This window comes from Halomonas sp. 3H (assembly GCF_024206005.1).
Classification (GTDB): Bacteria; Pseudomonadota; Gammaproteobacteria; order Pseudomonadales; family Halomonadaceae; genus Halomonas; species Halomonas campaniensis.
Map to the genome: position 1 here is coordinate 124,281 of NZ_CP100360.1, position 25,220 is coordinate 149,500.

At 71.3% G+C, this 25,220-nt stretch carries 25 protein-coding genes and 1 pseudogene; 9 read left to right on the forward strand and 17 right to left on the reverse strand.

Going from position 1 to position 25,220, the window contains the following annotated elements; genetic code table 11:
* Nucleotides 1-19 precede the first annotated feature (19 nt).
* Nucleotides 20-1,975 carry an ATP-binding cassette domain-containing protein gene (locus NFC98_RS00605; protein ID WP_254276338.1) on the forward strand — a complete coding sequence of 652 codons (1,956 nt, stop codon included), beginning with the start codon at nt 20-22 and terminating at the stop codon, nt 1,973-1,975.
* On the opposite strand, the gene dtd is transcribed toward NFC98_RS00605, so the two are convergent.
* From dtd to thiD, 4 genes are all read right to left on the reverse strand, one after another.
* Entirely contained in the window at nt 1,972-2,409 is a 438-nt protein-coding gene (gene dtd, locus NFC98_RS00610; RefSeq protein WP_254276339.1) for a D-aminoacyl-tRNA deacylase, read from the reverse strand. The two genes, NFC98_RS00605 and dtd, sit on opposite strands and share 4 nt — an antisense overlap.
* Before the next feature lie 68 nt (nt 2,410-2,477).
* Nucleotides 2,478-3,080, reverse strand: coding sequence for a chalcone isomerase family protein (locus NFC98_RS00615; protein ID WP_254276340.1), 603 nt, complete (start codon nt 3,078-3,080; stop codon nt 2,478-2,480).
* Nucleotides 3,081-3,154: 74 nt separating this feature from the next.
* Nucleotides 3,155-4,000: a universal stress protein gene (locus NFC98_RS00620; protein WP_254276341.1), complete on the reverse strand. Its 846-nt coding sequence runs from the start codon at nt 3,998-4,000 to the stop codon at nt 3,155-3,157.
* 106 nt (nt 4,001-4,106) lie between these two features.
* Nucleotides 4,107-4,919 (reverse strand): bifunctional hydroxymethylpyrimidine kinase/phosphomethylpyrimidine kinase, encoded by an 813-nt coding sequence (gene thiD / locus NFC98_RS00625; RefSeq protein ID WP_254276342.1) that lies wholly within the window; start codon nt 4,917-4,919, stop codon nt 4,107-4,109.
* A 45-nt stretch (nt 4,920-4,964) separates the two neighbouring features.
* Between thiD and NFC98_RS00630 the strand changes: the two genes are divergently transcribed.
* On the forward strand, nt 4,965-5,396 hold the full coding sequence (locus NFC98_RS00630; RefSeq protein WP_254276343.1) for a YqaA family protein: 432 nt from the start codon (nt 4,965-4,967) through the stop codon (nt 5,394-5,396).
* Between the two features lie 4 nt (nt 5,397-5,400).
* Here the strand turns inward: NFC98_RS00630 and NFC98_RS00635 are convergent, their stop codons facing one another.
* From NFC98_RS00635 to NFC98_RS00655, 5 genes are all read right to left on the reverse strand, one after another.
* On the reverse strand, nt 5,401-6,816 hold the full coding sequence (locus tag NFC98_RS00635) for a TRAP transporter large permease subunit (RefSeq protein ID WP_254276344.1): 1,416 nt from the start codon (nt 6,814-6,816) through the stop codon (nt 5,401-5,403).
* Nucleotides 6,816-7,364, reverse strand: a complete 549-nt coding sequence (locus NFC98_RS00640; RefSeq protein ID WP_254276345.1) for a TRAP transporter small permease subunit — start codon at nt 7,362-7,364, stop codon at nt 6,816-6,818. The genes NFC98_RS00635 and NFC98_RS00640 overlap by 1 nt, the downstream gene beginning before the upstream one ends.
* A 91-nt stretch (nt 7,365-7,455) precedes the next feature.
* Nucleotides 7,456-8,280 (reverse strand): endonuclease/exonuclease/phosphatase family protein, encoded by an 825-nt coding sequence (locus NFC98_RS00645; protein WP_254276346.1) that lies wholly within the window; start codon nt 8,278-8,280, stop codon nt 7,456-7,458.
* 1 nt (nt 8,281) lies between these two features.
* Nucleotides 8,282-8,914, reverse strand: coding sequence for a thiol:disulfide interchange protein DsbA/DsbL (locus tag NFC98_RS00650; RefSeq protein ID WP_254276347.1), 633 nt, complete (start codon nt 8,912-8,914; stop codon nt 8,282-8,284).
* A 163-nt stretch (nt 8,915-9,077) separates the two neighbouring features.
* Nucleotides 9,078-9,698 (reverse strand): c-type cytochrome, encoded by a 621-nt coding sequence (locus NFC98_RS00655; protein WP_254276348.1) that lies wholly within the window; start codon nt 9,696-9,698, stop codon nt 9,078-9,080.
* 249 nt (nt 9,699-9,947) lie between these two features.
* Between NFC98_RS00655 and yihA the strand changes: the two genes are divergently transcribed.
* Entirely contained in the window at nt 9,948-10,565 is a 618-nt protein-coding gene (gene yihA, locus NFC98_RS00660; RefSeq protein WP_254276349.1) for a ribosome biogenesis GTP-binding protein YihA/YsxC, read from the forward strand.
* On the opposite strand, the gene NFC98_RS00665 is transcribed toward yihA, so the two are convergent.
* The 7 genes and pseudogenes from NFC98_RS00665 to argH all read right to left on the reverse strand — a co-directional run bounded on the left by NFC98_RS00665 (nt 10,562) and on the right by argH (nt 16,718).
* Nucleotides 10,562-11,329: an HAD family hydrolase gene (locus NFC98_RS00665; RefSeq protein ID WP_367948957.1), complete on the reverse strand. Its 768-nt coding sequence runs from the start codon at nt 11,327-11,329 to the stop codon at nt 10,562-10,564. The genes yihA and NFC98_RS00665 overlap by 4 nt on opposite strands.
* A complete protein-coding gene (locus NFC98_RS00670; protein WP_254276350.1) occupies nt 11,326-12,264 on the reverse strand; it encodes a tyrosine recombinase XerC in 939 nt (312 codons plus the stop codon). The genes NFC98_RS00665 and NFC98_RS00670 overlap by 4 nt, the downstream gene beginning before the upstream one ends.
* Nucleotides 12,257-12,976 carry a DUF484 family protein gene (locus NFC98_RS00675; protein ID WP_254276351.1) on the reverse strand — a complete coding sequence of 240 codons (720 nt, stop codon included), beginning with the start codon at nt 12,974-12,976 and terminating at the stop codon, nt 12,257-12,259. The genes NFC98_RS00670 and NFC98_RS00675 overlap by 8 nt, the downstream gene beginning before the upstream one ends.
* A 49-nt stretch (nt 12,977-13,025) precedes the next feature.
* The gene (gene dapF / locus NFC98_RS00680; RefSeq protein ID WP_254276352.1) at nt 13,026-13,859 is read right to left on the reverse strand and encodes a diaminopimelate epimerase; all 834 of its coding nucleotides are present in this window, start codon (nt 13,857-13,859) and stop codon (nt 13,026-13,028) included.
* Nucleotides 13,859-15,130 carry a diaminopimelate decarboxylase gene (lysA, locus tag NFC98_RS00685; protein ID WP_254276353.1) on the reverse strand — a complete coding sequence of 424 codons (1,272 nt, stop codon included), beginning with the start codon at nt 15,128-15,130 and terminating at the stop codon, nt 13,859-13,861. The genes dapF and lysA overlap by 1 nt, the downstream gene beginning before the upstream one ends.
* Before the next feature lie 59 nt (nt 15,131-15,189).
* Nucleotides 15,190-15,300 (reverse strand): annotated as a pseudogene (locus tag NFC98_RS00690) (lipoprotein); the annotation flags it as partial.
* Nucleotides 15,300-16,718: an argininosuccinate lyase gene (argH, locus tag NFC98_RS00695; RefSeq protein ID WP_254276355.1), complete on the reverse strand. Its 1,419-nt coding sequence runs from the start codon at nt 16,716-16,718 to the stop codon at nt 15,300-15,302. The pseudogene NFC98_RS00690 and the gene argH, both read right to left, overlap by 1 nt.
* A gap of 281 nt (nt 16,719-16,999) precedes the next feature.
* Between argH and hemC the strand changes: the two genes are divergently transcribed.
* From hemC to NFC98_RS00715, 4 genes are read left to right on the forward strand one after another with little or no spacing between them, the layout of a single operon-like run.
* The gene (gene hemC, locus NFC98_RS00700) at nt 17,000-17,941 is read left to right on the forward strand and encodes a hydroxymethylbilane synthase (protein ID WP_302055085.1); all 942 of its coding nucleotides are present in this window, start codon (nt 17,000-17,002) and stop codon (nt 17,939-17,941) included.
* Nucleotides 17,941-18,738: a uroporphyrinogen-III synthase gene (locus NFC98_RS00705; RefSeq protein ID WP_254276356.1), complete on the forward strand. Its 798-nt coding sequence runs from the start codon at nt 17,941-17,943 to the stop codon at nt 18,736-18,738. The genes hemC and NFC98_RS00705 overlap by 1 nt, the downstream gene beginning before the upstream one ends.
* Nucleotides 18,739-18,744: 6 nt before the next feature.
* The gene (locus tag NFC98_RS00710; protein ID WP_254276357.1) at nt 18,745-20,289 is read left to right on the forward strand and encodes a uroporphyrinogen-III C-methyltransferase; all 1,545 of its coding nucleotides are present in this window, start codon (nt 18,745-18,747) and stop codon (nt 20,287-20,289) included.
* Complete coding sequence (locus NFC98_RS00715) at nt 20,286-21,569, forward strand: heme biosynthesis HemY N-terminal domain-containing protein (protein ID WP_254276358.1); 1,284 nt, start codon at nt 20,286-20,288, stop codon at nt 21,567-21,569. Before NFC98_RS00710 ends, NFC98_RS00715 begins: the two co-directional genes overlap by 4 nt.
* Nucleotides 21,570-21,834: 265 nt before the next feature.
* Here the strand turns inward: NFC98_RS00715 and ybiO are convergent, their stop codons facing one another.
* Entirely contained in the window at nt 21,835-24,153 is a 2,319-nt protein-coding gene (ybiO, locus tag NFC98_RS00720) for a mechanosensitive channel protein (protein ID WP_254276359.1), read from the reverse strand.
* A 282-nt stretch (nt 24,154-24,435) separates the two neighbouring features.
* On the opposite strand from ybiO, the gene crcB reads away from it, so the two are divergent.
* Nucleotides 24,436-24,825, forward strand: coding sequence for a fluoride efflux transporter CrcB (gene crcB / locus NFC98_RS00725; RefSeq protein ID WP_254276360.1), 390 nt, complete (start codon nt 24,436-24,438; stop codon nt 24,823-24,825).
* Entirely contained in the window at nt 24,822-25,220 is a 399-nt protein-coding gene (locus NFC98_RS00730) for a CrcB family protein (RefSeq protein WP_254276361.1), read from the forward strand. Before crcB ends, NFC98_RS00730 begins: the two co-directional genes overlap by 4 nt.

Consider the following 25,220-nt stretch of genomic DNA (forward strand, 5'->3'; position numbering starts at 1 on the left):
GTTCGCCCGTGGAGCCCGCATGATCGCACTGCGCCAAGTTTCCCTGCAACGCGGCACCCAGGCCCTGCTGGAGGGCGCCGACCTGACCCTGCACGCCGGCCACAAGGCGGGGATCGTCGGCCCCAACGGCGCCGGCAAGTCGAGCCTGTTCAAGCTGCTGCTCGGCGAGCTGGCCCCGGACCGCGGCGAGGTGGAGATGAGCGGCGGCCAGCGCATCGCCCACATGGCCCAGGAGGTGGAGGCGCTGGACCGGGCCATCGTCGACTACGTGCTCGATGGCGACCGCGAGCTGCGCGAGACCGAGGCGGCCCTTGCGGGGGCCCGGGAGGCGGGGGAGGCCCATCGCGAGGCGGAGCTGCACGGCGCCATCGAGGCGCTGGACGGCTACAGCGCGCCGGCCCGGGCCGCCCAGCTGCTGGTGGGGCTGGGCTTCGCCCAGGCGGACCTGGGGCGTCCGCTGTCGGACTTCTCCGGCGGCTGGCGGATGCGCGTCAACCTGGCACGCACCCTGTTCATGCCCTCGGACGTGCTGCTGCTCGACGAGCCCACCAACCACCTGGACCTGGATGCCCTGCTGTGGCTGGAGCAGTGGCTCACTCGCTACCCCGGCACCCTGCTGCTGATCTCCCACGACCGTGACTTCCTCGATGCGGTCTGCGACCACATCGTGCACTTCGACCGTCAGAGCCTGGTGCTCTATCGCGGCAACTACTCCACCTTCGAGCGCACCCGGGCCGAGAAGCTGGCGCTGCAGCAGGCCGAGGCGGCCAAGCAGCAGGCCCGTCGCGAGGAGATCGAGCGCTTCGTGGCGCGCTTCCGCGCCAAGGCCACCAAGGCGCGCCAGGCCCAGAGCCGACTGAAGATGCTCGAGCGCATGGGCGACATCGCCGTGGCCCACGCCGACTCCCCCTTCCACTTCACCATTCCCTCGTCGGACAAGACCTCCCACCCGCTGCTGGTGCTGGACGAGGCGCGCCTCGGCTATCGCGACGTCTCGGAGGGCGAGCCGGGCGTGGAAAAGGTCCAGCTCGACGCCGTGAAGCTGACCCTGCTGCCCGGCCAGCGCATCGGCCTGCTGGGCCCCAACGGGGCCGGCAAGTCGACGCTGATCAAGTCGCTCACCGGCGAGCTGCCGCTGCTGGGCGGCCGGCGGGTGCCTGGCGAGCACCTGGCCATCGGCTACTTCGCCCAGCACCAGCTCGAGGGGCTGGACCTCGCCTCGACGCCCTTCATGCACGTGCAGCGGCTGTCGCCCACGGCCGCCGACCTGGACATCCGCAAGTTCCTGGGAGGCTTCGGCTTCCAGGGGGACGATGCCTTCGGCGAGGTGGGGCGCTTCTCGGGCGGCGAGAAGGCGCGCCTGGCGCTGGCCCTGGTGGCCTGGCAGAAGCCCAACCTGCTGCTGCTCGACGAGCCCACCAACCACCTGGACCTGGAGATGCGCGAGGCCCTTACCGAGGCGCTGGCGGCCTTCGAGGGCACGGTGATCATCGTCTCCCACGACCGCCACCTGCTGCGCGCCACCGTGGACGAGTTCTGGCGGGTGGCCGACCATCGGGTCGAGCCCTTCGACGGTGACCTGGAGGACTACCGGGCCTGGCTCAAGGCGCGGCTCGAGGGCGAGCGCCGCGAGGCCCGGGCCGAGAAGGGGGGGCGCCAGGCCGAGAGCGCGGCACCGAAGGAGGATCGCAAGGCTGCGCGGCGCGCCGCCGCCGAGCTGCGCGAGAAGCTGCGGCCGCTCAAGAAGCAGCGCGACCGCGCCGAGCAGGCCATGGAGAAGGTCCAGGCGGAGCTGGCCAAGGTCGAGGAGGCCCTGGGCGACGCCGAGCTCTACACCGACGCCGCGCGCAAGGAGGAGCTCACCAGCACCCTGGCCCGCCAGGGCGAGCTCAAGTCCCGCCTGGACGACCTGGAGGCCGAGTGGCTGTCCGCCGAGGAGGAACTGGAGGCCATGGAGGCCGAACTCGGCTCCTAACTTTCCAGCAGGAAGGTCACCGGGCCGTCGTTGACCAGCGAGACCTCCATGTCGGCGGCGAACTCGCCGCTCTCCACCCGGGGCCAGGCCGCCTCGGCGCGCGCCAGCAGGAGGTGGAAGAGCCGGTGGCCCTCGTCGGGCGGGGCGGCGCTGGAGAAGCTGGGCCGCAGGCCCTTGCGGGTATCCGCCGCCAGGGTGAACTGGGAGACCAGCAGCAGCCCGCCGTCGACCTGCCGCAGGTCGAGGTTCATCTTGCCCTCGGCATCGCCGAACACCCGATAGTGCAGCAGCTTGTGCAGCAGCCGGTCCACGGCGGCCTCGTCGTCGCCCTTCTCGACGCCCACCAGCGCCAGCAGGCCGTGGCCGATGGCGCCCACGGTACGTCCCTCCACGGCCACGCTGGCGCGGCTCACCCGCTGGATCAGTGCCTTCATTGCTCGCTCTCCCCGAAATTGCCGATGTATTGCCTTGATCGAGGAGGCCAGCCTAGCATGCGGGCCGCTCAGCGGCGCCCGAGCAGGGCGTCGCGGAAGTCGTCTCGCAGGGGGCTCTCGCCGAGCCAGATGCCGAACAGCGCGCTGGCCAGTGTCGGGTCGTCACCGCGATAGAGCCGCTCGCCGTTGAGGGCCAGCAGCAGGGCCTCGCCGTCCCAAGTCAGGGCATAGCGGTCGCCGGGCTCGACGCTGCGATAGGCCCGGTTGAAGGCATTCAGGGCCGGCAATAGCTCGCGATAGGCCGTCTCGCCGAGTCGCTCGCGCAGGCTGTCGCGGGTGGCGGTGGCGAAGTCGTCGGCCTCGATGGCATGGAAGTACTCGAGCTCCAGCCGGCGCGGGATGTCCGACAGCGGGGCCGGCTCGGGCACCTCGGGGGCCTGGTAGTAGGCCCCCGCATAGGCGGTCCAGATCATGTAGCGGAACAGGCCGTGGCCGATCAGGCGGTAGGACTGGCCCGCCTCCTCCAGCTGGGTGGCGAACTGGACCCCCCTGACCTCCACCCTCTCCGCGTCTGCCCGCAGCGGCAGGCTGGCCAGCAGCAGGGCGAGCAGCAGGGCGGTCAGGGGGAGCGGATGGCCGTGGGACCGGGCTCGGTGGACGGGGCGTGGCATGGGGAACCTCCGGCGATGGGGTGTCGATCATGTACGGACACTAGCATCGCGTAGAGGTTCTGTATCGCTATTGCCTACCAGGCCCGGCAGAGCATGATGTCGCAGTGGGGCTCGGCCAGCAGCTGCTCGGTGATCTGGCTGTGGCGGCCCAGCTGGCCGCGGCTGCCCAGGGCCAGCAGGTCCGGCGGCTGGCGGCGCAGGCGGGTCATCAGAACCTCCAGGGGGTCGCCCTGCTCCAGCACCAGCTCGAGCTCCGGCACGTCGTCGAGCTCGGCCATCAGCTGCTCGGTCTCGCGCTCCAGCTGGGTGCGCAGCCGGGCGACCTCGCGATCGCGCCAGCGGGCATAGTCGCTGTCGGAGCCCAGCTCGCGCTCGCCGGGGATGTCCCAGGCGTGGAGCAGGGTCAGGCGCGCCTCGGGGAAGCGCTTGAGCGTCTCGCGCAGGGTGTGGCGGGAGGTCAGCGAGAAGTCCACGGGGACCAGGATGTCGCGCCACTCCTGGGTGGCCAGGTGGCTGACCGAGAGTACCGGGCAGGGCGCGCTGCGCAGCACCCGGGCCAGGGTGGTGCCGGCCACCAGGTCGGGCTGGCCGCGCTTGCGGTGGGCGCCGAGGATGATCATGTCCACCTCGCGCTCGTGGGCCTCGCGGATGATCTCCGCATAGGCCGAGCCGGCCACCGTCTGTAGCAGCGTCCTGGGCTCGGGCAGCGCGTAGTCCTCGCGGATATCCGTCAGGGTGGCCTGCATGTCCGCCACCACGGCTTCCTCGAGGTCCTGGAGGACCCGGCGCGGGAGGTAGGGGTCGAGTACGTGGATCACGTCGAGGCGTGCGCCGTGCTCCACCGCCAGGCGCACGGCCCGGGCGTAGGCGGCACGATTCTCGGCCGAGAGGTCGCAGGCGAACAGCAGGGTCTGGGTCATGACGCATCCCTCCGGGTCACTCAGAGCCGGGGAGCAGGCCCGGCGGGTGGACCTTCAGGATGGGAGGCCCGGCGGCCTCCTGCAAGACCGAATTGCGGAATGCGGGCTACCACCAGGCATGGAAATGGTGCACGGGGCCATGGCCTTGACCCACGTCAAGGCGATGGCTGGCGGCGAGGGCCTCGCCCAGCCAGGCCTTGGCCGCCGCCACCGCCTCGGCCAGGGTGTCGCCCCCGGCGAGGCGGGCGGTGATGGCCGAGGAGAGGGTGCAGCCGGTGCCGTGGAGGTTGCCGGTGTCGACGCGGGCCCCCTCGATCCAGGCGATGGAGTCGGCGGTGATCAGCAGGTCGGGGCACTCCTCGCCGCTCAGGTGGCCGCCCTTGAGCAGGGTGGCGCCGGCGCCAAGCCCGCGCAGCGCCGGGGCCATGGCGGCCATCTCGGCGCGGCTGCCCGGGGCCGGGACGTCCAGCAGCACGGCGGCTTCCGGCAGGTTGGGCGTGATCAGGTCGGCCAGGGGGACCAGCACCTCGCGCACGGCGCGGATGCCGGCGTCGTCGACCAGGATATCGCCGCTCTTGGCCACCATCACCGGGTCGAGCACGACCCAGCGGGGCCGGCGCCGGGTCAGCGCCTCGCGGATCACCTCGGCCACCTCGCGGCTCGCCACCATGCCGACCTTCACCGCGTCGATGCGCACGTCGTCGAGCAGGGTCTCGAGCTGGGCGGCGATGAACTCGGCCGGCACCGGGTGGACACCGCGGACGCCGCGGGTGTTCTGGGCGGTCAGCGCGGTGATCACGCTGGTACCATAGGCGCCCAGCGCCGAGAAGGTCTTGAGGTCGGCCTGGATGCCGGCGCCGCCGCTGGGGTCGGAGCCGGCGATGGTCAGCACGTTGGGAAGGGGTCGGGGGTCATTCATGGCGTCATCATACCGTGGCAAGTCGTTCAGGAGTCCGGGGGCCGCATGCTGAGCCTGTTCCTGGTGGCGCTGGTCAGCGCCACCCTGCTGCCGGGGGGCTCCGAGGTATGGCTGGCCCGGCTCTGGTGCCTGGGCGAGCCCGCCCTGGCGCTGTGGGCGGTGGCCACCGCGGGCAACACCCTGGGCAGCCTGGTCAATGTCGGGATGGGGCGCTATGCCCGGCGCTTCCAGGACCGTCGCTGGTTCCCCGCCTCTCCCCAGGGGCTGGCCCGGGCCGAGCGCTGGTACTTCCGCTTCGGCGAGTGGAGCCTGCTGGCCTCCTGGGCGCCGGTCATCGGCGACCCGCTCACCGTGCTGGCCGGCGTCTTCCGGCTGCCCTGGTGGCGGGCCATCCTGCTGATCACCCTGGCCAAGGGGGCCCGCTATGCGGTGGTGCTGCTGCTCGCGCAGCAGTGGCTGGCGCCCCTGTGCCAGTAGCCCGCTACAGCACCGAGGGCAGCCAGGTGGCCAGCCCCGGGAAGAAGGCCAGCGCCAGCAGCATGCAGAGCTGCAGGATGATGAACGGGATCACCCCCCGGTAGATCGCCGAGGTGGGGACCGATTCCGGCGTCACCCCGCGCAGGTAGAAGAGCGCGAAGCCGAAGGGGGGCGTCAGGAACGAGGTCTGCAGGTTCACCGCGATCATGATGCCCAGCCAGATCGGGTCGAGGCCCATGGCCAGCAGCACCGGCCCGACGATGGGCACCACCACGAAGGTGATCTCGATGAAGTCGAGGATGAAGCCCAGCAGGAAGATCACCAGCATCACCACCAGGGTGGCGCCAACCACCCCGCCGGGCAGGGCCTCGAACATCTCGGTGACCAGCTCCTCGCCGCCGAAGGCGCGGAACACCAGCGAGAACACCGCGGCGCCGATCAGGATCAGGAACACCATGCTGGTGACCTGGGCGGTGGAGCGTACCACCTGGCGCAGGATCGGCAGGGTCAGGCGGCGATTGGCCAGGGCCAGCACGAAGGCGCCGAAGGCGCCCACCGCCGAGGCCTCGGTGGGAGTGGCGAAGCCGCCGAGGATCGAGCCCAGCACGGCGACGATCAGCAGCACCGGTGGCAGCAGCCCCTTGAGCAGCAGGGGCCAGAGGCTGCCGGTGTGCCCCAGCTCCTCCATCAGCGCCCGGCGATCGGCCGGCGGCGCCAGCTCCGGCTTCAGCCAGGCGGTGACCATCACGAAGAGGATGTAGGCGACCACCAGCAGCAGGCCGGGGATCAGCGCGCCGATGAACAGGTCGCCCACCGAGAGGGTCCGGGGGCTCCACACCCCCATGGCCAGCTGGGCCTGCTGGTAGGCGTTGGAGAGCACGTCGCCGAGCAGCACCAGGGCGATGGAGGGCGGAATGATCTGGCCCAGGGTGCCGGTGGCGCAGATGCTGCCGGTGGCCAGGGCCGGCGAGTAGCCGCGCTTGAGCATGGTGGGCAGCGACAGCAGCCCCATGGTCACCACGGTGGCGCCGACGATGCCGGTGGAGGCGGCCAGCAGCATGCCGACCAGCACCACGGCGATCCCCAGGCCGCCACGCAGGGCCCCGAAGGCCAGCGCCATGGCGTCGAGCAGGGTCTCGGCGACCCGCGACTTCTCCAGCAGCACCCCCATCAGCACGAACAGCGGCACCGCCAGCAGCGTCTGGTTGGTCATGATGCCGTAGAGCCGGTTGGGCATGGCGGTCAGGTAGCGGGACTCGAAGGGCACCGGCACGCCGAGCTGCACCAGCGCGTAGCCCAGGCCGGCGAAGATCAGCGCGGTGCCGGCCAGCGACAGGGCTACCGGGTAGCCCAGCATCAGTACGCCGCACACCGCGGCGAAGAGCACCAGGGGCATCAGTTCGAGGAGCGTGGCCAGCATCACAGGAGCTCCTCGTGGGTCGGCGTGTCGTTGGGCAGACGGTGGCGGATGATCAGCCCCTGGCGGATCAGCTGGGCGATGCCCTGAATCAGCAGCAGGGCCATCATCACGAGTATCAGGCTCTTGAGCAGGAAGACGCCGGGAATGCCGCCGTCGGGGGAGCGTTCGAGGATCGCCCAGCTGCTGCGCACATAGCCGACGCTGCCGATGGCGATGAAGCCGAGCACCGGAATCAGCAGGAAGAGGGTGCCGCAGAGGTCGATCCAGGCGCGGCCGCGGGCGCCGAGCCGCCGATAGAAGATGTCGACGCGCACGTGGCCGTCGTGGCGCAGGGTCCAGGCAGCGCCGAGCATGAACACCATGGCATGCATGTACATCACCGACTCCTGCATCACGATGCTGTGCATGCCGAAGGCGTAGCGCAGCACCACGATGGCGAACTGCACCAGCATCATGGCGATGACCAGCCAGGCGATGGCATGCCCGACCCGGTCGGTGATGGCGTCGAGCCAGGCGAGCAGGACCGGTTCGCGTTTCGCGGAAGTCATGGGGCCTCTCGTGATGAAGGGTAACCGGAGGCGCATCATCGCCGATTCGGCCCCGATCGTCATCCCCGGGCCTCAACGGCGGGCGAGGGCCTCAGTGGCTGCCGGCCTTGAGCCTCGGGGTGAGGGTCGCCAGGCAGGCCGGCGGCAGGCGCACGTCCACGGCGATCGGCAGGTGGTCCGAGAAGAGATGGTCGAGCACCCGCACGTCGTCGGCCTGCAGCGAGTCGGACAGCAGGATATGGTCCAGCGCCCGGCGCGGCTGCCAGGAGGGGTAGCTCAGCAGCGGGCGCACCGGGTGGAGTGGCAGCGAGGCGCAGAAGCGCTCGTGGCCGTGCAGCTGCTCCGGGGTGCAGTTGAGGTCGCCCATCACCACCACGTGGCGCAGCGGCTGGATGATCTCGGAGAGGTAGTCGAGCTGGCGCACCCGGCCGCGGTGGCTCAGCGCCAGGTGGGCGACGAACAGGTGCAGGGCGTCGGGGCCCTCGCCGAAGCGGGCATGGATGGCGCCGCGGCCGGGCAGGGTCCCCGGCAGGCGGTGCTCCTCGATCCGGCTTGGGACGAGGCGCGAGAGCAGCCCGTTGCTGTGCTGGGCGATGCGCCCCAGGTTGCGGTTGAGCTGCTGGAAGTGGTGCGGGAAGCCGGCGCGGGCGGCCAGGTACTCCACCTGGTTGACGTGGTTCGAGCGGAAGCTGCCACCGTCGACCTCCTGGAGGCCGACGATATCGAAGCGCCCGAGGACCTCGCCCACCATGTCCAGGCGCCGCAGCCGCTTGGGGTGGGGCAGCAGGTGCTGCCAGCTGCGGGTCAGGTAGTGGTGGTAGGCCGAGGTCTGGATGCCCACCTGCAGGTTGAAGGTGAGCAGTTTCAGGTGGCCGCCCTCCAGGGGCGGCGTCCTGGCATTGGCCAGATGGGACATCTCAGTCTGCGCGCTCCTCGCGAACCTTCTCGACCAGAGCGTCGGCGATCTGCGGCATGTTGGCCAGGCTGCCGGCGCTGCTCGGGGTGACCAGGTAGCGGCCATCCACCACCAGAGCGGGCACGCCCATCAGCCGCATGGCGCGCATGCGGCCGTGGGCCTGGTTGACCTGGCTGCGCACGCCGAAGGAGCTCAGCGCCTGCTCGGCCTCCTCCTGGCTGACGCCATAGTCGCTGTAGAAGGCGGCGATGGCATCGGCGCTGTTCAGCTTGCGGCCGTCCTGGTGGATGGCGGCGAAGAAGTCGGCATGGGTCTGCTCGAGGATGCCCAGCTGCTCGGCGGCGTAGAAGGCCGTGGCGTGGGTGTTCCAGTCGCCCCCCATGGTGGCCGGCAGGTGGACCACGCTGACGTCGTCATCCAGGGTCTCGTACCAGGCGGTGACGTGCTCCTGCAGGTTGTTGCAGTGCGGGCAGCCGTACCAGAACGCCTCGGTGACCTCGATCTGGCCCTCGTCGACCCGGGTCTCGACGGCCTCGGGCAGCACCTCGTAGTGCTGGCCCTCCACCAGGGATTGCGCGGAGGCCAGGGAGGACAGGCCGAGGCCTGCCAGGGCAATCATCAGGGTCTTCAACATCGGGGGGTCTCTCCTTGAGTGAACCGGTGGCCGGCGCGGGCCGGGCATCGCTGGCTTGGAGCCCGCCGGGCCGCGAGGGTTCCCGAGTGCCGGCGTCGGTAAATGACAGGGGCGGCTCGATGGCCGCCCCTGGGTGTCGCTGCCGTCACGGACGGCGGGCGACTCAGTGCAGGCCCAGCACGTAGTTGGCCACGGCTTCCATGTCGGCATCGCTCATCTTGGCGGCGATGTCGCGCATGATGTTGGCCGGGTCGTTGGCCCGCTCGCCGGCGGCGAAGTCCTGCAGGGTGGAGACGGTGTACTCGGGGAACTGGCCAGAGAGGGCCGGGTAGACGGCGCTGCCGATGCCGACCCCGGTCGGGGTGTGGCAGGCGGCACAGGCCGGGATGCCCTTGGACATGTCACCGGCACGGTAGAGCTCCTCGCCGCGGGCCAGCAGCTCGCTGTCGGGGTCGGCCTGGCCCAGGTTGGCGTCCTGGTCGGCGTAGAACCTGGCGACGTCCCAGGCGTCCTGGTCGGAGAAGTCGTCGACCTGTCCGGCCATCTGGGCCACCACGCGGTTGCCATCGCGGATGTCCATGATCTGCTTGGCCAGGTAGGAGGCCTGCTGGCCGGCCAGGTGCGGGAAGGCGGCCGAGGGGCTGATGCCCTCCTGTCCGTGACAGGCGGCGCAGGACTGCGCCTTCTCGCGGCCGGCCGCGGCGTCGGCATCGGCTTCCAGATCCGCGTGGGCGGCGCCGACGGCGCCCATGGTGATTGCCAGGCTTGCCAGTAACTTTCTCATCGCTGTTCCACTATGCCGTTACGTTGTTGACCGGTACGTACCCTGGGTGCCGCCCGGATCGCGAGGTGTGCCAGGGACGAGCGACAGCGCCGCTCGAGGGCCTGGTGGTTCGCGGACGTCGAGGGCGCGGTGGTACACTAGCTTGCCCCGGGTCGCAGACAAAAGACACTGCATTATACCGAATCACCCCGGCGGCGGGAATGCAAGCCGCGACCCCGTCCCTATCGACTATCGTCAGGATCCGCTCGCATGTCGCGACTCAACTACCAGACCGCCCGCTTCCTCACCAGCGCCCCGACCCTGGCCGCCTGCCCGCCCGACAGCGGCAGCGAAGTGGCCTTCGCCGGCCGCTCCAACGCCGGCAAGTCCAGCGCCATCAATGCCCTGACCCGCCAGAAGGCGCTGGCGCGTACCTCCAAGACCCCCGGTCGCACCCAGCTGATCAACTTCTTCGCCCTGGGCGAGGAGAGCGAGCGCCGCCTGGTAGACCTGCCCGGCTACGGCTTCGCCAAGGTCCCGGAGCAGGTCAAGCTGGAGTGGCAGCGCCATCTCTCCGACTACCTGCAGCGGCGCGCCTCGCTGCGCGGCCTGGTGCTGGTGATGGACGTGCGCCACCCGCTCACCGAGTTCGACCAGACCCTGCTGGGGTGGGCCGACGACAAGGCAATGCCGGTGCACATCCTGCTGACCAAGGCCGACAAGCTCAAGCGCGGCGCGGCGGCCAGCGCCCTGCAGCAGGTGCGCAGCCGGCTGCGCGAGTGGGAGGACCTGGTCAGCATCCAGCTCTTCTCGTCGCTCAAGGGGCAGGGCATCGAGGAGGTGCATGCGCGCCTCGACGCCTGGCTACTGGGCAGCGAAGCGGGCTAGCGACGCGTCTCCAGCCAGGCGATCAGCTCGGGCAGTTCGCGGACGTGGTCCAGGCGGTGGATGCCGGCGGGCAGGCGGCGGTCGTCGGGACCGATCCAGGCGGCCTGCATGCCCAGGCGGCGGGCCGGTAGGGCGTCTTCCTCCCAGGAGTCTCCCACGTGGAGCGCCCTTGACGGCGCCGTGCCCAGCCGGGCCAGGGCGGCCAGGAAGGGTCGCGGGTCGGGCTTGGGCGCCAGCAGCTCGCCGGCGGCGATGGCCACCGGGAAGTGGCGCCCCAGCGCCAGGCGGGCGACCTCCACGTTGCCGTTGGTGATGCTGGCGAGCCGATAGCGCCGGCCCAGCTCGTGCAGCAGGTCGTCCACCTCGTCGTGGGGCGTGACCTCATGGCGCAGCGCCATGAAGCGCTCCATCGCCCGCTCCGCCCAGCGGTCGGCGTGATGGCCGGCCAGGCCGTATTCGCCGAGCAGCTCGGCCAGCGCCCGGCGGCGCAGCCAGGTGAAGTCGCCGCGGCGCAGCGGGTGGGCGCGGGCCAGGCGGGCGCGTCGCTCGACGAAGGCCTCCAGCGGGAAGCGCTCGACGAAGCGTCCAGGCGCGGCGGGCGGGGCTCCTCCGTGTTCCTCCGGCGCCGCTTCCGGCCGCGTTTCCATCCACTCCGCCAGCGCCTCGTCGAGCCAGGCATAGTGGCCGGTCTCGGTGCGCTGCATCACCCCGCGGTTCTCCCACAGGGTGTCGTCCAGGTCGAAGGTGATCGCCTCGAGTCTCACGATGGCTCCTCGTCGCGCTGTCCGGCGGGGCGGTGCCGCGCCCGCGGGTGGGCGCTGTCGTAGCTGGCCGCCAGGTGCTGCCAGTCCAGTCGGGTATAGACCTGGGTGGTGGCGAGGTTGGCATGGCCCAGCAGCTCCTGGACGGCACGCAGGTCCTGGCTCGACTCCAGCAGGTGGCTGGCGAAGGAGTGGCGCAGCCGGTGCGGGTGCAGGTGCTCGGCCAGGCCGCGCCGGCGTGCCAGCCCGGCTAGCCGCTGCTGGATGGCCCGGTGGCCGAGGCGGCGGCCGCGCTGCCCCACGAAGAGCGCCGGCTCGTCGCCGGCGGTGAACTGGCCGCGCACCGCCAGCCAGGCGTCCAGGGCCTGGCGGGCACGCCCGCCCACCGGCACCTGGCGGGGCTTGCCGCCCTTGCCCAGCACCCGCACCCGGCGGGGCTGGAGGTCGCCGAGATCGAGGCCGGCCAGCTCGGCCAGCCGCAGGCCGCTGGAGTAGAAGAGCTCCAGCATCGCCTGGTCGCGGCGGGCCAGGGGTGAGTCGTCGTGGGGGGTGTCGAGGAAGCGGGCCAGCTGGTCGACGTCCAGCGGCCGAGGCAGGTGGCGCGGCTGGCGCGGGGCGCGGGTCAGGGCCACCGGGTTGTGGGCCAGGCGGCCGGCGGCCACCAGGTGGTCGGCCAACCGTGAGATCGCCGAGCGGCGCCGGGCCAGGCTGCGCGCGCCCAGGCCGCGCAGGCGCTCGTCGCCCAGGAAGCGGCGCAGCAGCGCGGCATCGAGCCGCGGCCAGTCGTCGACCTGCTGCTCGGCCAGGAAGTCGAGCAGGGCGGCGAGGTCGCGGCGATAGGCGTCCAGGGTGGCCGGGCTGGCGGTCTGCGCCAGGGCCCCGAGGAAGGCCTCGACGTCCCGGGCCAGCGCACCCTCGGTCCCGGGCCGGCTAGCCATGGGGCGAGTGGGCCAGGCGTACCAGCAGCCGTGCCACCACGTCGCCCACGTACTCGGTGAACAGGGTGTCCATGCTGGCGCGGAAGTGGTCCGGGTCGGGGCTGGCCAGCACCAGGTAGCCCAGCGGCTCGCCCAGGGTCAGCCGACTGATGGCGCAGGAGCCAGCCTTGCGCGGTGCCGCTGCGTGGGGCAGCAGGCGCTTCCAGTCCGTCGGGGTCAGCCGCGTGCAGCGGCTGGTGCGGCCGTCGAGCAGCGCCGCCAGGCGCTGGCCGGCATGGTCGTCGAGCACCTGGCGAGGCGCCTGGGGCGGCTGAGGTTCGACGTCGGTGAGGCTGGCGGGGCACCAGAGCGCCACGGCCGGGGTATGGAAGCGCTCGGCCAGCTGGGTGGCCAGCGCCTGGCCCAGGGCGTCGTTGTTCTCGGCCTCGAGCAGCGCCAGCACCAGCTCCCGGGTGCGGCGGTACTGGGCCTCGTTGTGGCGGGCCGACTCCAGCAGCTGTTCCAGGCGCCACTCGGCCTGCTCGGCCCGCGAGCGCAGGTCGTGCACCAGGCGCTCCAGCAGCGAGGTCGCGCCGCGGGCCTCGGGGTGCGGCACCTTGAGCTGCTGGAGCAGCCCCTCGCGGCCGACGAAGAAGTCCGGGTGCGTGGCCAGCCATTCGGCGACCCGGTCCGGGTCCAGGGTCTTGCGCGGTTCGGGGGCGGCTCGGGTCATGCGGGACTCCTTGGGTGGCGCCGGCGGGGCCGGCGTCACGCTGTCAGGTTCAGCTCAGGGCGATGCGGCCATCGAAGACGCGCGTGGCGGGGCCGGTCATGGCAAGGGGCGCGCCGGGGCCTGCCCATTCGATGGTCAGCTCGCCCCCCGGCAGGTGCACGGTGACCGGGCTCTCCAGCAGGCCCTGGCGGATGCCGCAGGCCACCGCGGCGCAGGCGCCGGTGCCGCAGGCCAGGGTCTCGCCGCTGCCGCGTTCAAAGACGCGCAGCCGGATCTCGTGGGCAGAGACGACCTGCATGAAGCCGACGTTGACCCGCCTCGGGAAGCGCGGGTGGGCCTCGATGGCCGGCCCCAGACGCGCCACGGGGGCGCTGTCGACGTCGTCGACCCGCAGCACCGCATGGGGGTTGCCCAGGGAGGCCACGGCGACCTCGACCGGCTCGCCGTCCACCTCCAGGACATGCAGCGGGCGGTCCTCGTCGGCCTCGAAGGGCAGGTCGGCGGGGGCGAAACGCGGCTCTCCCATGTCGACGCGGACGCGGCCGTCGTCCTCGACCCGCAGTACCAGGGGCCCGCCGGCGGTCTCCACGTGGATCTCGTGCTTGTGGGTGAGCCGCTGATCACGCACGAAGCGGGCGAAGCAGCGGGCACCGTTGCCGCAGTTCTCCACCTCGCTGCCGTCGGCGTTGTAGATGCGGTAGCGGAAGTCCATGTCCGGGTCCCGGGGGGGCTCCACGACCAGCAGCTGGTCGAAGCCGATCCCGAAGCGGCGGTCGGCCAGCTGGCGGACCTGTTCGGCCTCCAGGCGCGCACGCTGGGTGATCAGGTCGACCATCATGAAGTCGTTGCCGAGGCCATGCATCTTGGTGAAGTGCAGCAGCATCAGTCGGCGTCCTCCGGCAGCAGGGCCTCGCCGGCCCAGAGGTCGACCAGGCGCTCGCGGCGGCGCACCAGGTGGGCCTGGTCGCCGTCCACCATCACCTCGGCGGGGCGCGGGCGGCTGTTGTAGTTGGAGGCCATCACGAAGCCGTAGGCGCCGGCCGAGCGCACCGCCAGCAGGTCGCCCGGGGCGATGGCGAGCTCCCGCTCCTTGCCCAGGAAGTCGCCGGTCTCGCACACCGGGCCCACCACGTCGTAGGTGGCGGTGTCGCGGGGGCGGCGGGTGTCCACCGGCAGGATCGCCTGCCAGGCCTGGTAGAGCGCCGGACGGATCAGGTCGTTCATGGCGGCGTCGACGATGGCGAAGTTCCTGGTCTCGCCGGGCTTGAGGAACTCCACCCGGGTCAGCAGCACCCCGGCATTGGCGGCGATGGAGCGGCCGGGCTCGAAGAGCAGGGTCAGCCGCTCGCTGCCCGCCCAGCTCGCCAGGCGCTCGAGCAGCGCCGTGGCGTAGTCGAAGGGCGCCGGCGGGCGCTCGTCGCGATAGGGCACCCCGAGGCCGCCGCCCAGGTCCAGGTGCTCCACCTCGATGCCCCGCTCGCGCAGCCGCTCGAGCAGCAGCAGCAGGCGGTCCAGGGCATCGAGGAAGGGCGAGAGTTCGGTGAGTTGGGAACCGATATGGCAGTCCAGGCCGGTCACCTTGACGTGGGGCAGCGAGGCGGCCAACTCGTAGACGGCCAGCGCCTCATCCACCGGGATGCCGAACTTGTTGTCCTTGAGCCCGGTGGAGATGTAGGGGTGGGTGCCGGCGTCCACGTCCGGGTTGACCCGCAGCGACACCGGCGCGACCTTGCCGAGTCGGCCGGCGACTGCATCGAGGCGCTCGAGCTCCGGGCGGGACTCCACGTTGAAGCACTTGATGCCCACTTCCAGCGCTCGGGCCATCTCGGCCTCCTGCTTGGCGACGCCGGAGAAGACCACCTTGGCGGGGTCGCCACCGGCGGCCAGCACCCGCTCCAGTTCGCCCATCGAAACGATGTCGAAACCGGCCCCCAGGCGGGCCAGCAGGCCCAGCACGGCGAGGTTGGAGTTGGCCTTCACCGCGTAGCAGATCAGGTGGGGGTGGCTGCCCAGCGCCTCGGTATAGGCGCGGAAGTGCCGGGCCAGAGTGGCCTTGGAGTAGGCGTAGCAGGGCGTGCCGAACTGCTCGGCGATGCGGGTCAGCGGGACCTCCTCGCCGTAGAGCACGCCGTCGCGGTACTCGAAATGATCCATGCCTAGGTCTCGCTGTCGTCGGGGGCGTTGTCGGCGTCGTCGGCGTCGCGGGGGCCATACTGCTCGGCGGCCTGCTCGTCATCGGGCAGGTAGAGCGGCCCCTTCTGGCCGCAGCCGGCCAGACCGACGAGCAGCGCCATGGCGAGGATGGCGAAGGCGATCCGCTGCATCAGGCGGTGCCTTCCATGGCGGCCAGGGCGTCGCGGGCCCGCTGGGCGGCGGCGCGCACCTGGTCGGGGGCGGTGCCGCCGATATGGTTGCGGGCGGCCACCGAGCCCTCCAGGGTCAGCACCTCGAAGACGTCCGCCTCGATGGTGTCGGAGAACTGCTGGAGCTCCTCGAGGCTCATCTCGGAGAGGTCCTTCTGCTGCTTCAGGCCGAAGGCCACGGACTGGCCGACGATCTCGTGGGCGTCGCGGAAGGCCACGCCGCGGCGGACCAGGTAGTCGGCCAGGTCGGTGGCGGTGGAGAAGCCGCGGCGGGCGGCCTCGGCCATCTGCGCCTGCTTCGGCGCGATGGCCGGCACCATGTCGGCGAACGCCTTGAGGCAGTCCTTGACGGTGTCCACGGCGTCGAACAGCGGCTCCTTGTCCTCCTGGTTGTCCTTGTTGTAGGCCAGCGGCTGGGACTTCATCAGGGTCAGCAGGCCCATCAGGTGCCCGTAGACGCGCCCGGTCTTGCCGCGCACCAGCTCCGGCACGTCGGGGTTCTTCTTCTGCGGCATGATCGAGGAGCCGGTGCAGAAGCGGTCGGGCAGGTCGATGAAGTCGAACTGGGCGCTGGTCCAGAGCACCAGCTCCTCGCTCATCCGCGACAGGTGCATCAGCAGCAGGCTGGCGAAACCGGCGAACTCGATGGCGAAGTCGCGATCGCTCACCGCATCCAGGCTGTTCTCGGCGGGGCGGTCGAAGCCCAGCAGCTCGGCGGTGACGTGGCGGTCGATGGGGTAGGTGGTGCCGGCCAGCGCCGCGGCGCCCAGCGGCATCACGTTGACGCGCCGGCGGCAGTCGAGCAGCCGCTCGTGGTCCCGGGCCAGCATCTCCTGCCAGGCCAGCAGGTGATGGCCGAAGGTGACCGGCTGGGCGGTCTGCAGGTGGGTGAAGCCGGGCATGATGGTGTCGGCCTCGCGGTCGGCGAGCTCGATCAGCCCGCGGCGCAGGCGGGCGAGCTCGGCCGCCACCTGGTCGATCTCGTCGCGCAGGAACAGGCGGATGTCGGTAGCCACCTGATCGTTGCGCGAGCGCCCGGTGTGCAGCTTCTTGCCGGTGATGCCGATCTTCTCGGTGAGCCGCGCCTCGACGTTCATGTGCACGTCCTCGAGCTCGACGGACCACGGGAAGGTGCCCGCCTCGATCTCGCCGCGCACCGCCTCCAGCCCCTCGAGGATGGCGTCGCGCTCGGCGTCGGTGAGCACGCCGACCCGGGCCAGCATGGTGGCGTGGGCCATCGATCCCTGGATGTCGTGGAAGGCGAGGCGCCGGTCGAAGTCCACCGAGGCGGTGAAGCGGGCGACGAAGGCATCGGTGGGCTCGTTGAAGCGGCCGCCCCAGGACTGGTTGGTGCCGGGGTTGGGGGAACTAGGGCTCATCGGGCTGGGCATCCTGCATGACGGTTGCGTGGGACGAGGGCCGGCGGATACCGGCCCCGGCGCCGCCCTGCGGCGCCGTCGGACATGCCGAGCAGTGTACCAGAGTCCGCGGGCCTGGCGAGGGGGCGCCCCGGCGGGCGGGGCCGGGAGGAGCGTGATTTTTCCTGCCCTCCCGGGTGCTTTATGATGGCAACCTATATGCTGTGGAAAAGACGCCATCTGCAACCGGGCGCAGGCGCAAGGGGCGCCGCCAGCAAGGGAACCGGGACTGGGAGAACCTCGTGCAAGCCATCACCAAGCTGCGTATCGCCACGCGCAAGAGTCAACTGGCCATGTGGCAGGCCGAACATGTCCGCGACCGTCTCATGGCCGCCCACCCCGGGCTCGAGGTGGAACTGGTGGCGATGTCCACCCGCGGCGACAAGATCCTCGACACGCCGCTGGCCAAGGTGGGAGGCAAGGGGCTCTTCGTGAAGGAGCTGGAGGAGGCGATGCTCGACGGCCGTGCCGATATCGCCGTGCACTCCATGAAGGATGTGCCGATGCACTTCCCCGAGGGGCTGGGGCTCTCGGTGATCCTCGAAGGCGCCGAGCCCACCGATGCCTTCGTCTCCAACCACTACGCCAGCCTGGACGAACTGCCCGAGGGTGCACGCATCGGCACCTCCAGCCTGCGCCGCGGCCTGCAGATGCAGGAGGCGCGCCCGGACCTCGAGGTGCTCAGCCTGCGCGGCAACGTGCAGACCCGGCTGGGCAAGCTCGATGCCGGCGAGTTCGACGCCATCCTGCTGGCCACCTCCGGCCTGCGCCGCCTGGGCCTCGAGGACCGCATCGCCATGGAGCTGCCCCCCGAGGTGTGCCTGCCGGCCTGTGGCCAGGGCGCGCTGGGCATCGAGTGCCGGCTCCACGATCCCGAGCTGATCTCGCTGCTGGCGCCGCTGGACGATCCCGCCACCGCCACCCGGGTGCGCGCCGAGCGCGCCATGAATACTCGCCTGGAGGGCGGCTGCCAGGTGCCGATCGGCGGCCACGCGGTGTTCGAGAACGACGGCCAGACCCTCTGGCTGCGGGCCCTGGTAGGCACCCCGGACGGCACCCGGGTGCTGCGCGCCGAGGGGCGCGGCTCGATCCACGAGCCCGAGGCGCTGGGCATCCGGGTGGCCGAGGAGCTGCTCGACCAGGGGGCCGGCGAGATCCTCGCCGAGGTGTACGGCGCCGGCTGATGGGTTCCTCCCCGGTACTGGTCACCCGCCCCGGTCCGCGGGGTGATCTCCTCGCCGCGGCGATCGAGGCCGCGGTCGGGGCGCCGGTGGCCCGCCTCGAGGCGCTGCGCCTCGAGGCGCTCGCCGAGACACCGGAACAGCGCGCCGCCTGGCTCGACTTCGACCACTTCCGGCGGGTGGTGGTGGTCAGCCCCTTTGCCGCCGAGTGCCTCGCCGAGGCGCTGGACCGCTACTGGCCGCAGCTGCCGCTGGGCATCGACTACTACGCGGTGGGCGCCGCCAGCGCGGCCACCCTGCATGAGCGGCTCGGGGTGCGCGTGCACGTGCCGCCGGCCGAGGCCGGCGAGGACACCAGCGAGGCGCTGCTGCGCCTGGGCTCCCTGCAGCGGCTGGCGGAGGAGAAGGTGCTGCTGGTGGCCGGCGAGGGTGGGCGGACGCTGCTGGCCGAGACCCTCGCCGAGCGCGGCGCCCGGGTCACCCGCCTGGCGGTCTATCGCCGCACCCCCCTCGACCCTTCCCCGGCCCTCCAGGCCTGCCTGGCAGAGGGCGATTACCGCGCGCTGGTGGTCAGCAGCGGAGAAATTCTCGAACATCTGGCAAGATGGTGTGCAGATGCCGCCTTGAACCAACCGCTAATCGTTTCCAGTGCCCGGTTGGCTACACTGGCCGGCAAGCTGGGGTTTCGTGCCCCCGTCGTGGCGTCCGGTGCCACGCCGGCCGCGCTGGCGGCGGCGGTGGCCGACGCCTGTGACCCGCAGGAAGCCGATGTCGACCAAGACGATCTCGAAAAGGGCTAGCGACAGATGAGCAAGCAACCACACGATCAGGACGAACAGCAGGCGCCCTCCGGCGCACAATCGGCGACCTCGGGGGGCGGCGCCGGCAAGGGCGGCGCCTCGGGCCGGCGCCGCTCGCGTCGCTACGACAAGGGCGGCAACGCGGCGGCCGCGGATTCCCCGTCGGCCGGCCAGGAGGCGGCGCAGCCCGACAGGCCCGCCGCCACGGCACCGGCTGTCGGCCAGTCACCGGGCGCGGAGACCGCCGGCGCCAGGCCCGAGGAAAAGGCCGAGAAAAAGCCCGAGGCCACCAAGGCTGCCGCCGGCCCCGGGGCGACCGGCGATGCCAGGGGCGGGGCCGGCAAGGGCGATGACAAGGGGGCGGACAAGAGCGCTGACAAGCAGCCGGCGAAGCCCGCCGGCGCAGCCGGCAGCAAGTCCGACACCGCCAAGCCCGACACCGCCAAGCCTGCGGCGTCGGCCTCGGGCGGCGGCCCCGCCCGGCCTGCCGCGCCGGCCGGTGGCGGTGATGGCAAGGGCAAGAGCAAGAGCGGCCTGGTGGCCATCGTGCTGGTGATCCTGCTTGCCATCGCCGCGGCGCTGTTCGGCTGGCAGGCCTGGCAGAAGCTCGATGCCCAGCAGGCGCGCATCGCCGAGCTGGAGTCCCGCACCGGCGAGCTGGCCAGCGCCGCCGACCTGGCCGGCCTGGAGGACCGTCTCGACGAGGGCGAGCGTGAGCGCGACGCCGCTCTGGACGGGGCCATCCAGGCCCTGCAGGGCGAGTTCGCCGACTACCGTGGCGAGGTCAACGAGACCCTGGACCAGGTGCTGGCCGAGCTGGCCAGCGAGCAGGAGACCGACGAGCGCGACTGGCTCCACGCCGAGGCCGCCTACCTGCTACGCCTGGCCAACCAGCGCCTGCAGCTGGAGCGCGACGTCCAGGGGGCCGCCGCCCTGCTGCGCACCGCCGACCAGCGGCTGCTCGAGGCCGACAACCCCGCTCTGGTGCCGGTGCGCCGCGAGATCGCCAGCGAACTGGCCGCCCTGGACGCCGTGCCGCGGGTCGACCGCACCGGCCTGTGGCTGGCCCTCAACGCCCAGCAAGAGCAGATCGCCCGCCAGCCGCTTGCCCAGGAGATCGAGGAGATCACCGTGCGCGCCGGCATGGAGGAGGCGCCCAGCGGCACCTGGCAGCAGCAGCTGTCGCGCTTCGGCCAGGAGCTCAAGGAGCTGGTCACCATCCGCCATCATGACGCCGCGCTGGAGGCCCTGATCACGCCCGAGCAGGAGTCCTACCTGCGCCAGAGCGTGCGCCTGGTGCTGGAGCAGTCCCAGCTGGCGCTGCTTAAGGAGGAGCAGGCGCTCTTCGAGGCGAGCCTCGACAAGGCCCTGACCCTGATCAACGGCTACTACGACACCGACGCCTCCGGCGTGCAATCGGTGATCGGCCGGCTCGAGGCGCTGAAGGGCGAGGCGATTCGCCCCGAACTGCCGGACATCAGCGGCTCCCAGCAGGCCCTGGCCACCTTCATCGAGCGCCGCTTCGAGTCGCGCCGGGGAGATGACGCATGAGAAAGCTGATCCTGATCGTCGTCCTGGGCCTGGCGCTCGGCGCGCTGTTCGGCCAGCTGATGATGTCCGTGCCCGGCTACTGGCTGGTGCGGGTCGGAGACACCTCGCTGCAGACCTCCTTCTGGTTCGGCCTGGTGATCCTGCTGGCGGCCTTCCTGCTGCTGCACTTCGGGCTGCGGGTGCTGATGCGCCTGACCCGCCCGGTCTCCCGCTTCAAGGTGTGGAACAGCCGCACCCGCAACCGCAACGCCATGAAGCGCACCGTGCGCGGCCTGGTGGCGCTGGCCGAGGGGCGCTGGAAGAAGGCCGAGAAGTCCCTGGTCAAGGCCGCGGATGACTCCAGCACGCCGCTGGTCAACTACCTCTCCGCGGCGCTGGCGGCCCACTACCAGGGCCGCTTCGACCAGGCCGACACCCTGCTCAAGCGGGCCCACCTCAGCACCGAGGGGGCCGACACCGCGGTGGGCATGATGCAGGCCCAGCTGATGCTGGACCGCCAGCAGTACGAGGAGGCGCTGGCCATCCTCACCCGCCTCGACCGTCAGCTGCCCAACCACCCCCAGGTGCTCAAGCAGCTCAAGCAGGCCTACCTCAGCGTCAGCGACTGGGACGGCCTGCGCCGCCTGATGCCGCGGCTGGGCGCCCAGCAGCTGATCGCCCCGGAGGAGCGCGAGCAGCTGGAGCAGCGCGCCTACCGCGAGCTGATCGTGCGCGAGGCCCGCGAGGGCGCCGACATCGAGAAGGTGCGCGGGCTGTGGGCCGACATGCCCGACCACCTGCGCGGCAACATCGACCTGATCGTGCTCTACGCCGAGGCGCTGGTGCGCGGTGGCCAGGAACCCATCGCCGAGCGGCTGCTGCGCCACTCCCTCAAGGAGCACTGGGACAGCCGCCTGGTGCTGCGCTACGGGCTGCTCGACGTGGACGCCGGCCGCCAGCTGGTCACCGCCGAGAAGTGGCTGCAGGAGCGCCCCAACGACCCCGACCTGCTGCTCACCCTGGGCCGCCTGGCGCTGCGCAACGCCTACTGGGGCAAGGCCCAGGAGTACTTCGAGGCCAGCCAGCGCCAGCGCCCCAGCGGCGTGGTGTGCGCCGAGCTGGCGCGGCTCTATGCCAACCTGGGCGAGCACAACAAGAGCCAGCTCTACTACCGCCAGAGCGTCGAGCTGCTCGACAAGTCGCTGCCCTCCCTGCCCCAGCCCAGCGAGGACAAGGACGTGCTGGCCGAGGGCAAGAAGAAGGGTGTCAGCCAGGAGGCCAAGGGCAAGGACAGGGCCTGATGCGCCCGCGGCCCCTGCCGCGGCCAGGCCACACCATCCGGGGGCGCTCAGGCGCCCCCTTCTCGTGGGCGGTGCATCGCCAGGGGAACCAGGCAAGGGTCACCGCTGCCGGCCAGCCAGCGGGCAGGCGGGTCGACAGGCGTGCCCCGTGACAGGATGGGGCGAGCCAGGCTCGCGGCGAGGGCGGCCGACACGGGCACGGAAATAGAAAGGCGGGGCTGCCGGTGGCAGCCCCGCCTTCGTCGGGGGAGGAGGGCGCGGCGGCTCAGTCCTCGTCGTCGAAGTCGCCCTTGAACGCGGGGTTGGGGCGGGAGCGCGGATCCTCCTCGCCGGCCCGGCTGCTCTCGCCGGAGCGGGGCTGCCCGCCCGGGCGGCCGTCGATGTCGAAGGGCTGCTGCATGACGCGCAGGTTGGCGGGCGGCGCCTCGCCCTCCTTGCCGACACCGAAGTAGAGGGTGGTGTGGGGGAAGGGGATCTCGATGCCGCGGGCGTCGAAGTGCAGCTTGACCAGGCGGTTGAAGGCCCGGCCGGTGGCCCACTGGGTGCCCGGGGTGGTCTTGATGCGCACCCGGATGTTCACCGAGCTGTCGGCCAGGGCGACCACGCCGGCCACCTCCAGCGGGGCGAGGATGTTCATCTTGTGCTCCTCGTCGCCGGCCAGCTCATCGAAGGCCTCGCGCAGCGCCACGATGGCATCGTCGATGCTCTCGCGGTAGGCGATGCCGTACTCGCCCACGTGGTAGCCGAACTCGCGCATGTAGTTGGAGACGGTGTCCACGCTGGAGAAGGGCACGATGTGGTAGGTGCCGTTGAGGTCGCGGATGCCCACCGAGCGGATGCTGAGCCGCTCCGCGGTGCCGGTGATGCCGCCCACCGTGACCACGTCGCCGGTGTTCATGGCGTTCTCCACCTGGATGAAGATGCCGGTGATGATGTCCTGGACCAGCTTCTGGGCCCCGAAACCGATGGCCAGGCCCAGCACACCGGCACCGGCGATCAGCGGGCCGATGTTGATGCCGATCTCGGCCAGCACGATCATCGCCGTCATGGTGATCAGGGCGATGGCCAGGGCGTTGCGGAACAGCGTCAGCAGGGTCTTGGCGCGGGCGTCGGGCTCGCCCTTGCCAGTCTCGGGATTGAGCTTGTGCTCGATCAGGCTGGCCAGGCCGAGCCAGGCGCCGATGGCGATCATCAGGATCATCGCCACGCTGACCACCTTGCCGACCAGGCCGCGGCCCGCCTCGGAGGCGTACCAGCCCGCCAGGTCGAAGGCGCCCCAGGCGCTGAGTACCAGCATCACCACCACGATCAGGATCAGGGTGCGGATGACCCGCAGGGCGTTGGGCACGTAGCTGTTGAGGCGGGGCTCCAGCAGCGGCAGCTTGCGACGCAGCTCCTCGGAGAGGGTGATGCGCCGGCCAATGGTCTGGGTCAGCAGGCTGGAGACCAGCATCCCGACCACCACCGCGGCGATGGTCTTGAGGGTGGCGAAGAGCACGAAGGGCAGGGCATCCACCGGGCGGGTCAGGGTCACCACCAGCACCATCACGAAGTAGGCCAGGGCGAACAGGTGCCAGGTGCGGGCGAAGAGCTGCAGGCTCACCCGGGTGGCGGCCATGGTGGCGCGGTCGGCCTTCTCGTTGATGGCATCGCGCAGCCGCTGGCGGTTCTTCATCACCACCGCCACGGCGTAGACGAAGGCGGCGAACATGATCAGGGTGCCGACCCCCTGGCCCAGGGCCGGGGCGATGTAGACGTTGATCAGCGGCACCACCACCATCAGGCCGTACCCCACCAGGCCGATCAGCCGGGCGATCCAGCGGTTCCAGTAGGAGGCCTCGTCCGCCGTGATCGGCAGCAGGCGTAGCCCCTCGTAGCGTGACGAGAAGAGCACCCGCAGCGCCGCCTTGAGCAGCTCGATGACCAGGAAGGCGTTGAGGAACAGCGAGGCGCGGGTGGAGAGCTCGCCGGTCTCGCCGATGGCGAAGGTGGCGACCAGGTTGCCGCCCACGTAGGCCAGCGCCACCACCAGCACGTCCACCAGGGCGGCCAGGGCCACGCAGATCACCAGTCGCAGCACCGGGGTCAAGCCGGCACCGTTGAGCGACCACTGGCTGATCCCGGTGAACAGCGGCTTGGCCAGTCGGCGGAAGGCCAGGAACAGCACCAGGGTGGCCAGGATCACCAGGCCCAGGTTGATGGTCGCGCTGGTGAAGGCCGCCGTGTCGAAGGTGCTGTCCTCCAGGCCACCGGTAAACAGGTCGCCGACCGCCTCCACGGCGCTGCCGAACTGTCCGCCGATGTCGCTGGCGATGCGGCTGGTCAGCTCGGCCAGCTGGCGAGGCAGCGAGGGAGAGGCGGCCGCCTCCTCTGGCGTCGCCTCGGCGGCCGGAGCATCGGCCATCCCGCGCAGCTGGTCGATCAGCTGCTGGCGCGTCTCCTCGTTCTCGAGCAGGTCGGCCAGGGTGGAGTGGGCAGGCGCGTCGCCGCCTTGGGCCTGCTGGGCCTGGGCCGGTGCCGCGATCGCCATCAGGGCGATCAGCAGCCAGCCGACCAGCAGGGGTAGGACTCGCTTGGAATTCACGCGGTGACCTCCGTCTCTTGGCGTGTGGGCGATGATGTCGGGTCATGATACGGACTTTGCCGCACCACCACGACCCGCGGGCCTGTGGCGGCATAACCGTATACAGGAATTGTACATGACGGCGCCCGTATGCCATATTTGCCGGAGTCCGGCGAACACGGCACCCTGCCCGCCGGCCTGGCAAGCATGCGATACTCTTCCGCCACCCCTCGGGGTGGCCTTTTTCGTTGGGTGGCGCCCTTTATCGGGTGGTGGAAGCCGGACGGCAGACAGGAGCCGGGAATGGAGCTGGAGGCAACGGGGCTGCTGCTGGTGGCGATCGGCGGTGCGCTGGGCGGCATGGCCCGGCTGGCCGTGGGCGATGCCGTGGCCCGACGTCTCGGCTCGGTCTTTCCCTGGGGGACCCTGGTGGTCAACCTCTCCGGCGCCCTGGCCATGGGCGGGCTGGTTGGCGTCCTGGGCCTGCCCGTCGGCGCGCCGGGGCTGTCCTGGCAGCTGCTGGCCATCGGCCTGCTGGGGGGCTACACCACGGTGTCGTCGTTCAGCCTGCAGACCCTGACCCTCTGGCAGCAGCGTCGCCCCCTGGCCGCCCTGGCCAATGTCGTCGCGACCCTGGTGGCCGGCCTGCTGGCCCTGCTGCTCGGCTGGTGGCTGGCGGGAGGCGCGACATGATCGGCAGGCGCGCCTACGCCGCCGTGGGGCTGGGCAGCGCCCTGGGCACCACCCTGCGCTACCAGCTCAGCCTGGCGCTGCTGACCCTGCCGGTTCCGCTCTTTCCCTGGGCCACCCTGGCCGTGAACACCCTGGGCGCCTGGCTGATCGCCGCCTTTGCGGCCTTTGCCGCCGGTCGTGTCCACGGGCGGGTCGCCCGCTGGCAGCCCTTCCTGGTGGCCGGCTTCTGCGGCGGCTTCACCACCTTCTCGCTGTTCGGGCTCGAGACCCTGCAGCTCGTGCTGCTCGGCCATCCCTGGCGGGCGGTCGCCTACGTGCTGGTCAGCGTGGCGCTGTGGCTGGCCGCGGCCTGGCATGGTCACGGCGTCGGCCGGCGGGCCGCCGCCGCGGGCTGA

Bases quoted from the DNA above. Each gene is read 5' to 3' on its own strand.
- NFC98_RS00715 (WP_254276358.1), top strand. From the start codon at position 20,286: ATGAGAAAGCTGATCCTGATCGTCGTCCTGGGCCTGGCGCTCGGCGCG.
- NFC98_RS00640 (WP_254276345.1), bottom strand. From the start codon at position 7,364: ATGACTTCCGCGAAACGCGAACCGGTCCTGCTCGCCTGGCTCGACGCC.
- NFC98_RS00635 (WP_254276344.1), bottom strand. From the start codon at position 6,816: ATGCTGGCCACGCTCCTCGAACTGATGCCCCTGGTGCTCTTCGCCGCG.
- NFC98_RS00605 (WP_254276338.1), top strand. From the start codon at position 20: ATGATCGCACTGCGCCAAGTTTCCCTGCAACGCGGCACCCAGGCCCTG.
- NFC98_RS00650 (WP_254276347.1), bottom strand. From the start codon at position 8,914: ATGTTGAAGACCCTGATGATTGCCCTGGCAGGCCTCGGCCTGTCCTCC.
- lysA (WP_254276353.1), bottom strand. From the start codon at position 15,130: ATGGATCATTTCGAGTACCGCGACGGCGTGCTCTACGGCGAGGAGGTC.
- NFC98_RS00655 (WP_254276348.1), bottom strand. From the start codon at position 9,698: ATGAGAAAGTTACTGGCAAGCCTGGCAATCACCATGGGCGCCGTCGGC.
- dtd (WP_254276339.1), bottom strand. From the start codon at position 2,409: ATGAAGGCACTGATCCAGCGGGTGAGCCGCGCCAGCGTGGCCGTGGAG.
- NFC98_RS00615 (WP_254276340.1), bottom strand. From the start codon at position 3,080: ATGCCACGCCCCGTCCACCGAGCCCGGTCCCACGGCCATCCGCTCCCC.
- dapF (WP_254276352.1), bottom strand. From the start codon at position 13,859: ATGCTGCTGCACTTCACCAAGATGCATGGCCTCGGCAACGACTTCATG.
- NFC98_RS00670 (WP_254276350.1), bottom strand. From the start codon at position 12,264: ATGGCTAGCCGGCCCGGGACCGAGGGTGCGCTGGCCCGGGACGTCGAG.
- NFC98_RS00675 (WP_254276351.1), bottom strand. From the start codon at position 12,976: ATGACCCGAGCCGCCCCCGAACCGCGCAAGACCCTGGACCCGGACCGG.
- NFC98_RS00645 (WP_254276346.1), bottom strand. From the start codon at position 8,280: ATGTCCCATCTGGCCAATGCCAGGACGCCGCCCCTGGAGGGCGGCCAC.
- NFC98_RS00630 (WP_254276343.1), top strand. From the start codon at position 4,965: ATGCTGAGCCTGTTCCTGGTGGCGCTGGTCAGCGCCACCCTGCTGCCG.
- NFC98_RS00705 (WP_254276356.1), top strand. From the start codon at position 17,941: ATGGGTTCCTCCCCGGTACTGGTCACCCGCCCCGGTCCGCGGGGTGAT.
- thiD (WP_254276342.1), bottom strand. From the start codon at position 4,919: ATGAATGACCCCCGACCCCTTCCCAACGTGCTGACCATCGCCGGCTCC.
- NFC98_RS00710 (WP_254276357.1), top strand. From the start codon at position 18,745: ATGAGCAAGCAACCACACGATCAGGACGAACAGCAGGCGCCCTCCGGC.
- yihA (WP_254276349.1), top strand. From the start codon at position 9,948: ATGTCGCGACTCAACTACCAGACCGCCCGCTTCCTCACCAGCGCCCCG.
- NFC98_RS00730 (WP_254276361.1), top strand. From the start codon at position 24,822: ATGATCGGCAGGCGCGCCTACGCCGCCGTGGGGCTGGGCAGCGCCCTG.
- crcB (WP_254276360.1), top strand. From the start codon at position 24,436: ATGGAGCTGGAGGCAACGGGGCTGCTGCTGGTGGCGATCGGCGGTGCG.
- argH (WP_254276355.1), bottom strand. From the start codon at position 16,718: ATGAGCCCTAGTTCCCCCAACCCCGGCACCAACCAGTCCTGGGGCGGC.
- NFC98_RS00620 (WP_254276341.1), bottom strand. From the start codon at position 4,000: ATGACCCAGACCCTGCTGTTCGCCTGCGACCTCTCGGCCGAGAATCGT.